Origin of the sequence: Micromonospora sp. NPDC093243 (assembly GCF_044753725.1) — a bacterium.
GTDB lineage: Bacteria > Actinomycetota > Actinomycetes > Mycobacteriales > Micromonosporaceae > Micromonospora.
Genome location: NZ_JBIVNT010000001.1, coordinates 817,583 through 829,980, shown reverse-complemented (window position 1 = coordinate 829,980; position 12,398 = coordinate 817,583). Strand labels below are relative to the sequence as shown.

At 72.9% G+C, this 12,398-nt stretch carries 13 protein-coding genes; 3 read left to right on the top strand and 10 right to left on the bottom strand.

Annotated features, from left to right (window positions below; genetic code table 11):
* Positions 1–14: 14 nt before the first annotated feature.
* The 4 genes from ACIP9D_RS03755 to ACIP9D_RS03740 are packed head-to-tail and all read right to left on the bottom strand — an operon-like array spanning position 15 to position 2,634.
* The gene (locus ACIP9D_RS03755) at positions 15–941 is read right to left on the bottom strand and encodes an acetamidase/formamidase family protein (RefSeq protein WP_350870667.1); all 927 of its coding nucleotides are present in this window, start codon (positions 939–941) and stop codon (positions 15–17) included.
* Positions 942–950: 9 nt separating this feature from the next.
* The gene (locus ACIP9D_RS03750) at positions 951–1,322 is read right to left on the bottom strand and encodes a cupin domain-containing protein (protein WP_350870664.1); all 372 of its coding nucleotides are present in this window, start codon (positions 1,320–1,322) and stop codon (positions 951–953) included.
* A 53-nt stretch (positions 1,323–1,375) separates the two neighbouring features.
* Positions 1,376–1,786 carry a RidA family protein gene (locus tag ACIP9D_RS03745; RefSeq protein WP_350870662.1) on the bottom strand — a complete coding sequence of 137 codons (411 nt, stop codon included), beginning with the start codon at positions 1,784–1,786 and terminating at the stop codon, positions 1,376–1,378.
* Complete coding sequence (locus tag ACIP9D_RS03740; RefSeq protein WP_350870660.1) at positions 1,783–2,634, bottom strand: NAD(P)-binding domain-containing protein; 852 nt, start codon at positions 2,632–2,634, stop codon at positions 1,783–1,785. The genes ACIP9D_RS03745 and ACIP9D_RS03740 overlap by 4 nt, the downstream gene beginning before the upstream one ends.
* Positions 2,635–2,722: 88 nt before the next feature.
* Between ACIP9D_RS03740 and ACIP9D_RS03735 the strand changes: the two genes are divergently transcribed.
* Positions 2,723–3,619, top strand: coding sequence for a LysR substrate-binding domain-containing protein (locus ACIP9D_RS03735; protein WP_350870658.1), 897 nt, complete (start codon positions 2,723–2,725; stop codon positions 3,617–3,619).
* 51 nt (positions 3,620–3,670) lie between these two features.
* On the opposite strand, the gene ACIP9D_RS03730 is transcribed toward ACIP9D_RS03735, so the two are convergent.
* Positions 3,671–5,425: an ABC transporter ATP-binding protein gene (locus ACIP9D_RS03730; RefSeq protein ID WP_350870656.1), complete on the bottom strand. Its 1,755-nt coding sequence runs from the start codon at positions 5,423–5,425 to the stop codon at positions 3,671–3,673.
* Complete coding sequence (locus ACIP9D_RS03725; RefSeq protein WP_350870653.1) at positions 5,422–7,086, bottom strand: ABC transporter ATP-binding protein; 1,665 nt, start codon at positions 7,084–7,086, stop codon at positions 5,422–5,424. The genes ACIP9D_RS03730 and ACIP9D_RS03725 overlap by 4 nt, the downstream gene beginning before the upstream one ends.
* 191 nt (positions 7,087–7,277) lie before the next feature.
* Between ACIP9D_RS03725 and ACIP9D_RS03720 the strand changes: the two genes are divergently transcribed.
* Together ACIP9D_RS03720 and ACIP9D_RS03715 are read left to right on the top strand one after the other, a co-directional pair.
* Positions 7,278–7,832 (top strand): GNAT family N-acetyltransferase, encoded by a 555-nt coding sequence (locus ACIP9D_RS03720; RefSeq protein WP_350870651.1) that lies wholly within the window; start codon positions 7,278–7,280, stop codon positions 7,830–7,832.
* Complete coding sequence (locus tag ACIP9D_RS03715) at positions 7,829–8,359, top strand: GNAT family N-acetyltransferase (RefSeq protein WP_350870648.1); 531 nt, start codon at positions 7,829–7,831, stop codon at positions 8,357–8,359. The genes ACIP9D_RS03720 and ACIP9D_RS03715 overlap by 4 nt, the downstream gene beginning before the upstream one ends.
* A gap of 39 nt (positions 8,360–8,398) precedes the next feature.
* Here the strand turns inward: ACIP9D_RS03715 and ACIP9D_RS03710 are convergent, their stop codons facing one another.
* The 4 genes from ACIP9D_RS03710 to ACIP9D_RS03695 are packed head-to-tail and all read right to left on the bottom strand — an operon-like array spanning position 8,399 to position 12,299.
* Positions 8,399–9,172, bottom strand: a complete 774-nt coding sequence (locus ACIP9D_RS03710; protein WP_350870646.1) for an ABC transporter ATP-binding protein — start codon at positions 9,170–9,172, stop codon at positions 8,399–8,401.
* On the bottom strand, positions 9,169–10,248 hold the full coding sequence (locus ACIP9D_RS03705; protein WP_350870644.1) for an iron chelate uptake ABC transporter family permease subunit: 1,080 nt from the start codon (positions 10,246–10,248) through the stop codon (positions 9,169–9,171). Before ACIP9D_RS03705 ends, ACIP9D_RS03710 begins: the two co-directional genes overlap by 4 nt.
* Positions 10,249–10,252: 4 nt before the next feature.
* Complete coding sequence (locus ACIP9D_RS03700) at positions 10,253–11,260, bottom strand: iron ABC transporter permease (protein ID WP_350870642.1); 1,008 nt, start codon at positions 11,258–11,260, stop codon at positions 10,253–10,255.
* 31 nt (positions 11,261–11,291) lie between these two features.
* The gene (locus ACIP9D_RS03695) at positions 11,292–12,299 is read right to left on the bottom strand and encodes an ABC transporter substrate-binding protein (protein WP_350870640.1); all 1,008 of its coding nucleotides are present in this window, start codon (positions 12,297–12,299) and stop codon (positions 11,292–11,294) included.
* Positions 12,300–12,398: the final 99 nt, after the last annotated feature.

Below are 12,398 nucleotides of genomic sequence, written 5' to 3'. Positions count from 1 at the left end.
CCCACGACCTCGGCTCAGCGCAGCGCGTCGTCGCGGAGCACCGCGTGCGCGCCGACGGTCTGGTTGACGATCTGCGTCACCCGTACGTCGACCGCGACGCTGGCCAGCGCCACCGCGTCCGGGCGGCTCACGCCGTGGAGCCGTTGCATCAGGGTCAGCATCGAGTCCAGGGCCAGGAACGTCGCGTCGTCGAGGGTCGCGCCGACACCGAGGGTCAGCCAGGCGTCCGCGGTCCTGGCCACCGGGCCGGTGACCGGAAAGTCGTCGCGGACGTCGAAGGTGAGGCTCACCTCGTCCATCGGGCACTCGATCGCGGTACCGCCGATCTCCCCGTCGCCCTGCGCGGCGTGCCCGTCCCCGACCGAGAACAGCGCCCCGTCGACCGTGATCGGCAGCAGCAGGGTACTGCCGGCGGTCAGGTCCTTGCAGTCCAGATTGCCGCCGCAGGGCCGGGGCGGGACCGTCGAGTGCCGCCCCGGCTCGGCCGGTGGCAGGCCGAGCACCCCCATGAAGGGGCGCAGCGCGACGGTGTGGCCGTGCTGGTTGCGACCGGTCATCGCCACCGGGTCGAGTTCCCAGGCGTGGACCACCCCTTCCTGCGCGACGCCGTAGCGCTGGTTGAACCCGCTCGGCCAGCCGCCGGCGACGGTGGTTCCCCACCTGGCCGGGACGATCGTGTCGATCCGCACGGAAAGGGTCTGGCCGGCGCGGGCACCGCGGACGGCGACCGGACCGATCAGCGCGTGTCCGTGGTCGGGCTGGTACTGCGGGGCCCGGGGCCGTTCCCGGTTCAGCCCGCCCGGGTACGGGCCGGCCGACCACCAGCAGTCCAGCGTCCGGTAGGTGACGGTGTCGCCGGAATCGATGGTGAGCACCGGCGGGAAGTCGGGGGAGAAGTGGCCGTGCAGGGTGTCGTCGCCCGGTGCGAGAGTGTGTCGCATCTGGGCAGGCTAGTTGCTGCCATCGGAGCGGGGTAGGTGCTCGACGTCGCGCCTCGCCCGTGACCCGTAAGCCGGTCCGAACACCACCAACAGCACCAGGTCCTCGGTGACGTCGACGAAGCGGTGCTCTTCTCCCGCAGGCACGAAGATCACCGCGCCGGGCCCGACCGGGGCGGCGCCGGTCGGCGTGACGATCCGGGCCCGCCCCGCGGTTACCACGTAGATCTCGTCCTCGGTGTGCGGACTCTGGTCGTCGACCCCGCCCGCCGGGATGCAGTACGTCCCGACCGAGAGGTCCGGCACTCGCAGGTGCTCCGCCCAGTCATTGGCGGCCAGGTCGGCGGGCGGTGCCCACCGACCAGCGCCATCGATGATCTGCATGCCGGCAGCCTAGTGGTCGGCGTCGATGCAGGCGGTACCGCCGCCGGCCCGCGTCAACCGGCGGTCAGGGCGGCGGTCACTTCGACCTCCAGCACCGCGCCCTGAAGGAAGAGCCGGCTCACCTCCACCGTGGTGCTGGCCGGCTTGACGTGCGGGAAGTACCGATCGCGGACCTCCCCGTAGCCGGACAGCAGGCCGAGGTCGGTCATGAACGTCCTGACGTGCAGAACGTCGGTGAACGCGGCGCCGTGCGCGGCGAGCAGACCGCCGATCAGGTCGAAGATCCGTTCGGACTGCGCCCGGACGTCGCCGGGCGCCACCACTGCGCCCTGATCGTCCACGCCGACCTGGCCGGAGAGCACGAGCAGCGCACCGCCGCCCGGCAGGTCGAGGCGAGCGACGTGGGAGAACCGATCGCCGAACGGAGCGGCGACGTTCGCGGGATTGTCCAGGGTCAGGGTCATGCTCGCTCCTTGCGGTAGGTGGCGGCGTCCGCGACGCGGCCGCCGGTGAGGGTGGCGATGTCGGCGCGCGGATCAGGTACGGCCGCCAGCACCGACGCGGCGGCCCGCAGTACGGGCGCGGGCGTGTCGCCGAGCGCGTCGAGGGCGAGCCGGGCGTCCTTGGCGGCCAGGGCGGCCGCGAATGTGGCATCCCGGGCGGTCGCTCGGGCGAGCGCGCCGCCGAGCGGCCCGGTGGCGAGAGATTCGAGTGTCGTGTGCCGGTCGACACCGACCGCCGCCGCGACCGCCAGCGCTTCCGCGACGGCCGCGACCGCCGTGACCAGGGCGGTGTTGAGGACCAGTTTCAGCCCGGCGCCGCTGCCGGGGCCCCCGCAGCGCCGGACGGTGCCGAGCAGTTCCAGTATCGGGGCGACCCGTTCGACGGCGGCCTCGTCGCCGCCTGCCAGCACGACGAGCCGACCCTGCTCGGCGGCACCGGCGCCGCCGGCGACGGGCGCGTCCACCAGCCGCACGCCGGCCGGCAGGGACTCGGCGAGCTCAGCTACGGCCCGTGGGCCGATCGTGGACATCTCGACCAGGTGGGCGTGGGGGCGCAGGACGGCTGCGGCTCCGTCGGCGTCGAACAGCACCGCCCGCACGGCCGTCGCGTCGGTGAGCATGGTCATCACCACGTCGGCGTCCCGCACCGCCTCGGCCGCAGTGGCGGCAGCCCGGGCCCCTGCGGCGACCAGTGAGTCCGTTCGGGCGCAAGTGCGGTTCCAGACCACGAGCCGCTGCCCGGTGGCCAGCAACCGGTGGCCGATCGCCGTACCCATCGTGCCCGTGCCCAGCAGTGCGATGACATCCATGATCCGAAACGCTAGGCGTCGGAAGCCCATGCCACCAGCGAATGTTCCGCATCGCTGTCATGCGTCTACGGCATGGCAGGCTGGTGGCATGGAATCGCACGCCCTGCACGTCTTCCGCACCGTCGCGGAGCTCTCCTCCATCACGGCCGCGGCCCGGACCCTGCGCTACACCCAGTCCGCGGTGTCGCGGCAGATCGCCGCGCTCGAGGCCGAGACCGGTGCGCCCCTCTTCGACCGACTTCCGCGCGGTGTCGCCCTGACCGAAGAGGGCCGCTGCCTGCTCGGCCACGCCGAGGCGGTGCTCGACCGGCTCGCCGCCGCCCGTCGGGACCTGACCGCGCTCCGCGACCTGACCGCCGGCCGGCTGCGGGTCGGCGCGTTCCCCACGGCGGTCGCCGCGCTCGTTCCGCGCGCCCTGTCCGCGTTCCGCGCCGCCCACCCGCACGTAGCGCTGTCCCTGGTCGAAGGATTGACACCGGGACTGTTGGACCGCCTCGTCGCCGGGGACGCCGACGTCGTCGTGGTGAGCGCGGCACCCGACCAGCCCCTCGACGGCGACCGGCTCGACCTGCACCACCTTCTCGACGAGGCCCTGCTGGTGGCGGTTCCCCGGACCCACCGACTGGCCCACCGGCGTACCGTTCGGCTACGCGAACTGGCCGATGACGCCTTCATCGCCGGCTCGGCCATCGCCGAGGAAACTCTGCTGCGCGCCACCCTGCCGGCGGGCTTCCGACCTCGCATCGACATCGTGGCCGCCGAGTGGACCGGCAAGCTGGGCTGTGTCGCGGCGGGGCTCGGCGTCGCGCTGGTGCCCGCCCTGGCCGTGCGGGCCGCCCCGCCCGACCTGGCCCTGCTCCGCCTGCACCCCGACGACGCCGCCGTCCGGCGGGTCTACGCCGCCACCCCCAGGAACCGCAGCCTGCCGCCGGCCGTGCAACGGTTCCTCACCCATCTCGACGAGGCGACGGCGGGTCTGGGCTGACTCCGGGCCGGATGCCAGCAGGGCAGGCGGTCTTTCCGCTTGCCGGCACCGTCAACCGGTGGGCAGCGGTCGTTGGTCCGACCACGCCTGCCACAGCGTGGCGTACGGCCCGGCCCGACCGATCAGCTCCTCGTGCGAGCCGACCTCCACGATCCGGCCCGAGTCCATGACCACGATCCGGTCCGCGTTCACCGCCTGGCTCAACCGATGCGCCACGATCAGCGCCGACCGGCCCTCGAGCGCGGCCGTGGCCACCCGCTCCAGCAGGCGCGCGCCGGCGCTCCCCGCCTCGGCGGTGGCCTCGTCGAGGATGGCGACCGGCGGGTCGGCCAGGATCAGCCGGGCGAACGCGAGTTGCTGCGCCTGGGCGGCGGTCAGGCTGTACCCGCCCGCGCCCACCTCGGTCGACAGTCCGTCCGGCAACTGCTCCGCCCAGGCCAGCGCGTCCACCGTGGCCAGTGCGGCGCGCACCTCGTCGTCGCTGGCGCCCGGCCGGGCCAGCCGCAGATCCTCCACGAGCGGGCCGGCGAAGACGTGCACCTCCTGGGTGATCAGCGCGACCTCGCCGCCGGGAACCTCCACCGTGCCGGCGACCGGCTGGTGCACCCCGGCGATCACCTTGGCCAGCGTCGTCTTGCCGGCGCCGCTGGCGCCGACGACGGCTACCCGTTCGCCATGGCCGACGGTCAGGTCGACGCCGCGCAGCACCGGCCGGTCGGGGGAGTAGGCGAAGTCCAACCCGGATACCGTCACCGCGGGCCCGGGCGCTCCGGGCCGGCGCGGGCCGGGGGACGCCGTCGGGGTGGGTGTGCGCGGCGCGGCCAGGTCGGCCACACCGACCAGCCGATCCAACCCGGAGGCGGCCGCCTGGGCATCGTCGACGAGTGCCAGCGCCACGTTGATCGGGCCGAACAAGCCGTGGAAGTACAGGGCCGCGGCGGTCGCGGTGCCGATGCTCACCGCGTCCCCCCGTACCAGGAAGAAGCCGGTGCCGAGCACCGCGGCCAGCCCGGCGAGCTCGGCGACGTGCAGCCGGGCGTAGAAGCGGGTCTGCAGGGCGACTCCCCGCAGCAGGAGGTCCACGGCCTGTTGGGAGCGCGCGCCGACCCGGTCGCGGTGGTGATCGGCGAGCCGGAACGCCCGGATGGTCGCCGCGCCGTTGATGGTGGCGAGCAGGTGGTGCTGCTGCCCGGCCACCGCGACCCGCTGCCGGGCGTAGAGCGGGATGGCGCGGCGGGCGTACCAACGTACGGTGTGCAGCTGAACCGGAACAGCGATCAGCGCCGCGACCAGGAACCGCCAGTCGAGCACGGCCATGCCCGCCAGGGTGAGCCCGATCGTCAGCAGCGCCCGGGTGAACTCGGGCAGCGCCGTGCGGGCGGCTTCGGCGATCACCGCGACATCGTTGGTCACCCGGGACGTCAGATCCCCGGCGCCGGCGCGTTCCACCTGTTCCAGCGGCAGCCGTAGCGCCGATTCGACGAAGCGCTCCCGCAGCCGGGCCAGCACCCCCTCGCCCACCTGGGCCAGCAGGGCGACGCCGACGCCGGCGAGGGCCGCCTCGGTCAGCGCCGCGCCGACCAGCGCGACGCCGGCGAGGACGATCTCCCCGGCACCGCTGCCGGCGGTGGCGAGGTTGACGACATGGCCGAGCAGCGGCGGCGTGACCAGCCCGGCCGAGGTCCCCGCCACCAGCAGCGCGAACGCCCCGGCGAGGCGGGCTCGGTGCGGACGCAGCAGCACCCGCAGCATCGCGCGGGTACGCCGCCCGGTGGCGATCGGCAGCAACATCGATCCGTTCGTCATGCCAGCACCGTCGATCGGTAGCGGGAGTCGTCGGCGACCAGCTCGCCGTGCCGGCCGGTCGCCCGCACGACTCCGTCGTGCAGCACGATCACCCGGTCGGTGGCGGCCAGCAGGGCCGGGCTGGTGGTGATCAGAACGGTGGTCCGGCCGTCACGCACCGACCGGAGCCGGGCGGCGATACGGGCCTCGGTGACGGTGTCGACCGCGGTGGTGGGATCGTGCACCACGAGCACCGTCGGGTCGGTGGCCAGGGCCCGCGCCAGGGCGATGCGTTGGCGTTGCCCGCCGGACAGTGCGCGCGCCTGGTCGTCCAGGACCGTGTCCAGCCCGTCCGGCAGCGTCCGGATCACCTCGTCCGCGGCGGCGGCGGCCACGGCGGCGTCGACCAGGTCCACCCGGGCCCGCCCGGCGGCGGTGATGTTCGAGCGGATGGTGCCGTCGAACAGGTCGGTGTGGTGCTCGGTGGTCAGCATCGCGGAGCGCAGGCTGCCCGGATCCAGCTCGGCCAGTGCGACACCGTCCAGCTCGACCGCCCCGGCGACCGGGTCGTACGCGCGGCCGAACAGGCCGACGAGCGCGGCGGCCTCGGCCGGGTCGGCCGTGACGATCCCGACCAGCTCCCCGGCGTCGATGTCGAGGTCGACGCCCCGCAGTGGTGGGCTGTGCAGCCCGCGTACGGTGACCCGGCCCCGGACGGGCATGCTCGGCTCGGCGTCGCCCCCGGCGACGGCCGGCGCGGCGTCGAGCACCGCGGCGATGCGTCGGGCCGACGCGCGCCCCTGGGCGAGGTCGACGCCCACCCATCCGAACGTCGACATCGGACCGACCAGGAACTGGGCCAGGCCCACCGAGGAGATCAGCTGGCCGACGCTGATGTCGCCACCGGCCGCCAGGACGCCACCCACGACGGCGACGACCGCCAGGAACACGCCGCTGGCCGTGTGCACCAGACCCTGGTACGCCGCCTCGGCGCGCGCGACCCGGACGCTCGCCGTCAACGCCCGCCGGCTGCGGTCGGCGTACCGTTCGACCGCCGCGTCCTCCGCCCGCAGCCCCTTGACCACCCGCAGCCCCTTGACCAGGTCCGCGGCGATCCCCGAGGCGTGCGCGCTCTGTTCCTGCTCGGACTCGCTGCGCCCCTCCAGCGGCTTGCCCAGCAGATGGGTGAGCAGCAGCAGCGGCGGGATGCCGAGCAGCACCAGCAGCCCCAGCGGCAGCGAGATCCAGAGCAGCAGCACCGCCGCGAGGGCCAGCGCCATCACGGCCGCCACGCCCGACGCGATCGCGACGGCGACCGCGCCGACGCGGGCGGCGTCGCTGGTGGCGATCGACACCAGCGCGCCGGGCAGCCGGTCCGCCTCGGCGCCGCCGCGCGCGTCGAGCACCCGTCGGGTCAGGCGCAGCCGTAGCCCGTGGGCGGCCTGCTCGGCGGCCCGTTCGCCGTAGCGCACGCCGTACCGGAAGCCGTAGCTGAGACCGAGGTACACCGCGCCGAGCACACCGAGCCAGAGCGCCAGGTCGCCGACCCCGCCGCCGACGGCCCGGTCGATGACCACGCCGATGAGGAACGGCACCAGCGCCTCGCCGGCCTGGTGGGCGGTGACCATGAGCGCGCTCAGGATGACGAGGCGGCGCTGCCCGGCAAGTGCGCCGGAGAGCACACCGCGTCCACGCCGGGATGGACCGGTGCGCCGCATATCACCTGCTCCGTCTGCTGGAATGATCTCGCAAATTAGGTGAGGCTAACCTCGCATCTGCCCGGGTCTGTCGTCGGGGTCGGTGGGCGGATCTTGCTTGCCGAGGGGAAGCTCCATCTGGTTAGGTAAGCCTAACCGAACTTGGAGAGTGCCAGATGCAGCAGGACGACCGGGAGAGCAGCGTCGTCATCACCGACGAGGTCGATCTGGACGCGCTCGCCGACGTCTACCGCCGGGTGCACGCCGCCGACCTGCACCTGACCGACCACAGCGACCCCACCGTCGAGGACCGTCTGCGCTGGACGGCCGAGGCGCCCGGTTTCCAGGCCGCGGTCGGCTATGTCGGCGGCGAGTTGGTCGGCACGGTGATGGGCTGCCCGCTGCCGGCTGAGACGCTCTGGTGGCGCGACCTCTACTCCGCGGAGGACCCGGACCTGGTCGCCGAGTGGTCGGGCCGCACCTTCGCGATCTGTGAGGCGTTCGTGCTGCCGGAGCATCGACGGCACCGCCTGGGTCTGCGGATGACGGCCGACCTGCTGGCCCAGCGCCCGGAGGAGCGGGTCTCGCTCGCGGTCGCCGAGACCAACACCCGGGTCTGGCGGTCGTTGCAGGGACTGAAGTTCCGGCACGTCGGCGACCTGGAGCCGTACCCCGGCTGGCGCTCGCACCGGATGCTGGTCCGCTCGCTGCCGTTGCAGGCGTCCCGGTGAGCGCCTACACCGAGGACCTTCCCGGCCTCGGACGGTTCACCCTGGTCCCGCTCGACCCGACGGGACACCTCGACACCGTGCACCGCTGGGTCACCGAGCCCCGCGCCGAGTTCTGGGGCATGACCGGCTACACCCGTGACGAGGTCCGCGAGGTCTACGAGTTCGTCGACGGGCTCACCACCCACCACGCCTACCTGATGCTGCTCGACGAGGTGCCGGCGGGCATCTTCCAGACCTACGAGCCCGCGGCCGATCCGATCGGCGAGTTCTATCCGGTGCGGGACGGCGACTTCGGCATCCACCTGTTCGTCGCCCCGGCCGAGCGGGAGATCCCCGGCTTCACCGGCGCGATCGCCGGCGCGCTGACCCGGTTCGTCTTCCAGGAACCGGGCCGACGTCGCATCGTGGTCGAGCCGGACGCCCGCAACGAACGCGCGCTGCGCCGGTGGAAGCGGCTGGGGTTCACCTTCGGCGCGGTGGTGCAGACCCCGCACAAGCCGGCGCAGCTCGCGTTCCTCGACCGCTGAACCGCTCGGCCGCCCCGGCACCTGTCGGGGCAGCCGGGATCAGGCGGGCACGATCATCGGGGTACCGCTGACCGGGTCCGGCACGACGAGGCAGCTGAGACCGAAGACCTTCTCGACCAGCTCGGCGGTGACCACGTCGGTGGGGGCCCCTTCGGCGACGATGGAGCCGTCCGCCATCGCGATGAGGTGGTCGCAGAAGCGGCCGGCGAGGTTGAGATCGTGCAGGACGATGACGATCGTCTTGCCGGATTCCGCGTTCAGCCTGCGGAGCAGTCGTAGCAGCTCGACCTGGTGGTTGATGTCCAGGTAGGTGGTGGGCTCGTCGAGCAGCAGCAGATCGGTGTCCTGGGCCAGGGCCATGGCGACCCAGACGCGTTGGCGCTGCCCGCCGGAGAGCTCCCGGATCGGACGGTTGATCAGCTCCGCGCTGCCGGTGGCCTCCAGCGCGCGGGCGACCGCCTCGTGGTCGTGCTCCGTCCACCGCCGGAACCAGCCCTGATGTGGGTAGCGGCCCCGGGCGACGAGGTCGGCGACCGTGATGCCGTCCGGCGCGACGGGGGTCTGCGGGAGCAGGCCGAGCACCTTCGCCACGTCGAGGGTGCGCAGCTCGGCGAGAGCCTTGCCGTCGAGGTAGACGGCGCCGCCACGGGGTGCGAGCAGCCGGGCCATGCCACGCAGCAAGGTCGACTTTCCGCAGGCGTTCGCGCCGACGATCGCGGTGATCCGACCGTCGGGCACCTCGACGTCGAGGTTGCTGACGACGGTTCGCTCGTCGTACCCGAGGGTCAGGTTCTCGGTGCGCAGTCGGGTCATCCGCCCGCTCCTTGCCGGTTGGTGGTGATCAGCAGCCACAGCAGATAGGGAGCACCGACCGCGCCGGTCACCACGCCGGTGGGCAGCGGTGTGGGCAGCAGGTGCACGGCGACGAGGTCGGCGACGAGCAGTAGCGCGGCACCGACCAGTGCGGCGGGAAGGATCCCGCCGGTGGCCGGGCCGAGGAGCCGGTTGGCGATCGGTCCGGCGACGAGCGCCACGAAGACGATGGGGCCGGCCACGGACACCGCCAGGGCGACCAGCGCGATCGCGGTGCCGAGCAGGGCCGCGCGACTGAGCTCCGCCGGGGTGCCCAACGTACGCGCGGTGTCGTCGCCGAGTTCGAGGGCGCGCAGCGGTCGCTGGAGCAGTATCGCGAGGGGCAGCAGCACCAGCAGGGCGCCGATGAGCAGCCGCAGTTCGCTGGTGCTGGCCTGACCGATGGAGCCGGTCAGCCAGTGCGTGGCCTGTCGGGCCTCGGAGAGCTGCGCCCGGGTGAGCACGTAGCCGATGAGGCCGTCGAAGAAGACCGCCACGCCGATGCCGATCAGGATGAAGCGGTAGCCGCTGACCCCGTCGCGCCAGGCCAGCAGGTACATCAGCAGGGCGGCGACGATCGCCCCGCCGAGGGCGAGCCCGCTGATGGCGAGCCCGGTGGCCTGCAGGAGCACGATGCCGGCGACCGCGGCGAGCCCGGCTCCGGAGGTGATGCCGACGAAGTCCGGGGAGGCGAGCGGGTTGCGGAGCAGCTGCTGGAAGATCGTCCCGGAGGCGCCCAACGCGAGTCCGACCGCCAGGGCCGAGGCGGCCGTCGGTAGCCGCAGGCCGCGCACGACGAAGTCGACGCTGGGGTTGTCGGAGAGGTGCAGCACCGAGGCGATGACCTCGCTCGCCCCGATCCGGAAGCTGCCGACCATCATGGTGAGCACGAAGAGCGCGGCCACGGCCACGGCCAGGCCGCAGGTCACCACGACCGACCGGGCGACCCGACGCCGCCGGTTGCCGCGCAGCGCCGCCGCCACGTCGAGCGGGGTGACCGCGGTGTCCGTCGTGGTCGTGGTCGTCGTTGTCGTCATCCGCTCACATCTCCGACAGCCGGGCGTAGCGCACCACCGCGACGAACGCGGGAGCGCCGAGCACCCCGAGAACCACGCCGACCTGCAACTCGTCCGGGGCCGCCGCCACCCGGCCGAGCACGTCGGCGAGCAGTAGCACGATGGGGGCCAGCAGCATCGAGTACGGCAGGATCCACCGATAGTCGGGGCCGCAGATGAACCGGGCCAGGTGGGGCACGACGAGCCCGATGAAGACGATCGGTCCGCAGGCGGCGGTGGCCGCGCCGGCGAGCACCGCCACCACGGCGAAGGCGGCCACCCGGGTGCGGGTGACGTTCTGGCCGAGGCCGCGAGCGGTGTCCTCGCCGAGCGCGAGGCCGTTGAGGGCACGCCCGAAACCGAGCGACGCGGCCAGGCCGAGCAGCAGGAACGGCGCCACCCCGGTCAGGATCGGGGCGTACCGGCCGGCGAGCGACCCGACCTGCCAGAACCGCAGTTCGTTGAGGGCGACCACGTTCGTCATCATGATGCCGGTGGTCACCGAGACCAGGCCGGCGGTGACAGCCGCCCCGGCCAGGGCCAGCTTGACCGGGGTGGCGCCCTCCCGGCCCAGCGACGCGATCGCGTACACCAGCGCGAGCGCCGCGATCGCTCCGGCGAACGCGAACCAGACGTAGACGCCGACGCCGCGTACGCCGAGCACGGTGATGGCGAAGACCACGAACGCGGCAGCGCCGGAGTTGATGCCCATGATTCCCGCGTCGGCGAGCGGGTTGCGGGTGACGCCCTGCAGGATCGCCCCGGCGACCCCGAGCGCGGCGCCGACCAGGATGCCCAGCAGGGTGCGGGGCACCCGCAGCTCCAGCGTCACCGTGTCGGCGATCGACCCGTCAGCGCCCAGGCTGCCCAGCGCGCGGAGCACCTCCGACAGGCCGATCGAGCGCGAGCCCATCGTCACGCTCAGGAACGCGACGACGGCGAGGACCGCGCAGAGCGCGACGAGCCCCGGCCCGAGGGCCGAGGCGCGCCGCACGTCGCGTGTCCCGGTGCGCGTCGCGTACCGGCTAGTTGCCGACATTCGGATCCGCGGCCTTGACCGCCTCGGTCAGCTTGTCCAGCTCCGTGGCGAAGTCGCCGTACGTGTGCAACCAGAACGCCGGCCAGGAGACGGCCGCGCCGGCCTTCGCTGCCTTGATCTTGAACCAGGTCGGCTGCTTCTTGCCCCACTCGGCGTTGACGGTGGGCGTGTAGGAGCGACCGTCCCAGAGGATCAGGTCCGGCTGGTACTTGTCCGCGTTCTCCCAGCTGAGGTTCTCCCAGTACGGGAAGCCCGGGTCCGGGCTGGCCGGGTTGAGCACCTTCAGCCCCCAGCTCTGCAGGTCCAGCAGCTCGGGCGCGTACTCGGGGTTGGCCACGTACACCTTCTCGTCGGTGGGCGACATGGCCGCCACCGTGAGGTCGGGCTTGCTCGCGACCGCCTCCTTGAACCTGGCGACCGACTCCTCGAAGCGCTTCTTGTTCGCCGCGATCTGAGGGCTGTCGACCTCGGCGCCGAGGCTCTTGGCCAGCGACTCGTACCCCTCGGCCAGCGCCACGATCGACTTGCCCTGCGAGACCCCGACGACGGGGGCCAGCTCGGCGAGCTTCTTGCTCTTCTCGTCGACGCCTTCCTCCATGCCGCTGTGCGCCTTCTCGGCCGGCCACCAGTCCCCGACGATCAGGTCCGGCCGCAGGGCGGCGGCCTTCTCCACGTCGATCTTGCCCCACTCCTGGCCGAGGATCTCGATGCCGGTGAGGTCGAGGTTCTTCAGGTTGGCGTCGGTCTTGACCGACTCGTCCGCGTAGACCCCCACGGGTTTGATGCCGAACGACATGAGTGCCGCGGCCTCACCGGCGTGGGCGATGATCCGGGTCGGGGTCTTGTCCGCCTTGACCACCTGGCCGGACCCGTCGGTGAAGGACCAGGGACCGGCAGCGGCGGAGGCTGTCTCGCCGGTGTCGGTGTTGCTGCCACAGCCGGCGAGCACGGCGCTCAGCGCCGCCACCGCCAGGACCGGACGCCATGCGCGCATGGTGAGGTCTTCCGTTCTCTGAGTGTTGGGGAACCCCCCATGGCTGAAAGTTAGGCTAGGCTACCCTCCCCTAACAAAGGCTTACCTTACCTGGAGGGT

Excerpts from the sequence above, each read along its gene's own strand:
- ACIP9D_RS03755 (WP_350870667.1), bottom strand. The coding sequence starts at position 941 with ATGCGACACACTCTCGCACCGGGCGACGACACCCTGCACGGCCACTTC.
- ACIP9D_RS03750 (WP_350870664.1), bottom strand. The coding sequence starts at position 1,322 with ATGCAGATCATCGATGGCGCTGGTCGGTGGGCACCGCCCGCCGACCTG.
- ACIP9D_RS03745 (WP_350870662.1), bottom strand. The coding sequence starts at position 1,786 with ATGACCCTGACCCTGGACAATCCCGCGAACGTCGCCGCTCCGTTCGGC.
- ACIP9D_RS03740 (WP_350870660.1), bottom strand. The coding sequence starts at position 2,634 with ATGGATGTCATCGCACTGCTGGGCACGGGCACGATGGGTACGGCGATC.
- ACIP9D_RS03735 (WP_350870658.1), top strand. The coding sequence starts at position 2,723 with ATGGAATCGCACGCCCTGCACGTCTTCCGCACCGTCGCGGAGCTCTCC.
- ACIP9D_RS03730 (WP_350870656.1), bottom strand. The coding sequence starts at position 5,425 with ATGACGAACGGATCGATGTTGCTGCCGATCGCCACCGGGCGGCGTACC.
- ACIP9D_RS03720 (WP_350870651.1), top strand. The coding sequence starts at position 7,278 with ATGCAGCAGGACGACCGGGAGAGCAGCGTCGTCATCACCGACGAGGTC.
- ACIP9D_RS03710 (WP_350870646.1), bottom strand. The coding sequence starts at position 9,172 with ATGACCCGACTGCGCACCGAGAACCTGACCCTCGGGTACGACGAGCGA.
- ACIP9D_RS03705 (WP_350870644.1), bottom strand. The coding sequence starts at position 10,248 with ATGACGACAACGACGACCACGACCACGACGGACACCGCGGTCACCCCG.
- ACIP9D_RS03695 (WP_350870640.1), bottom strand. The coding sequence starts at position 12,299 with ATGCGCGCATGGCGTCCGGTCCTGGCGGTGGCGGCGCTGAGCGCCGTG.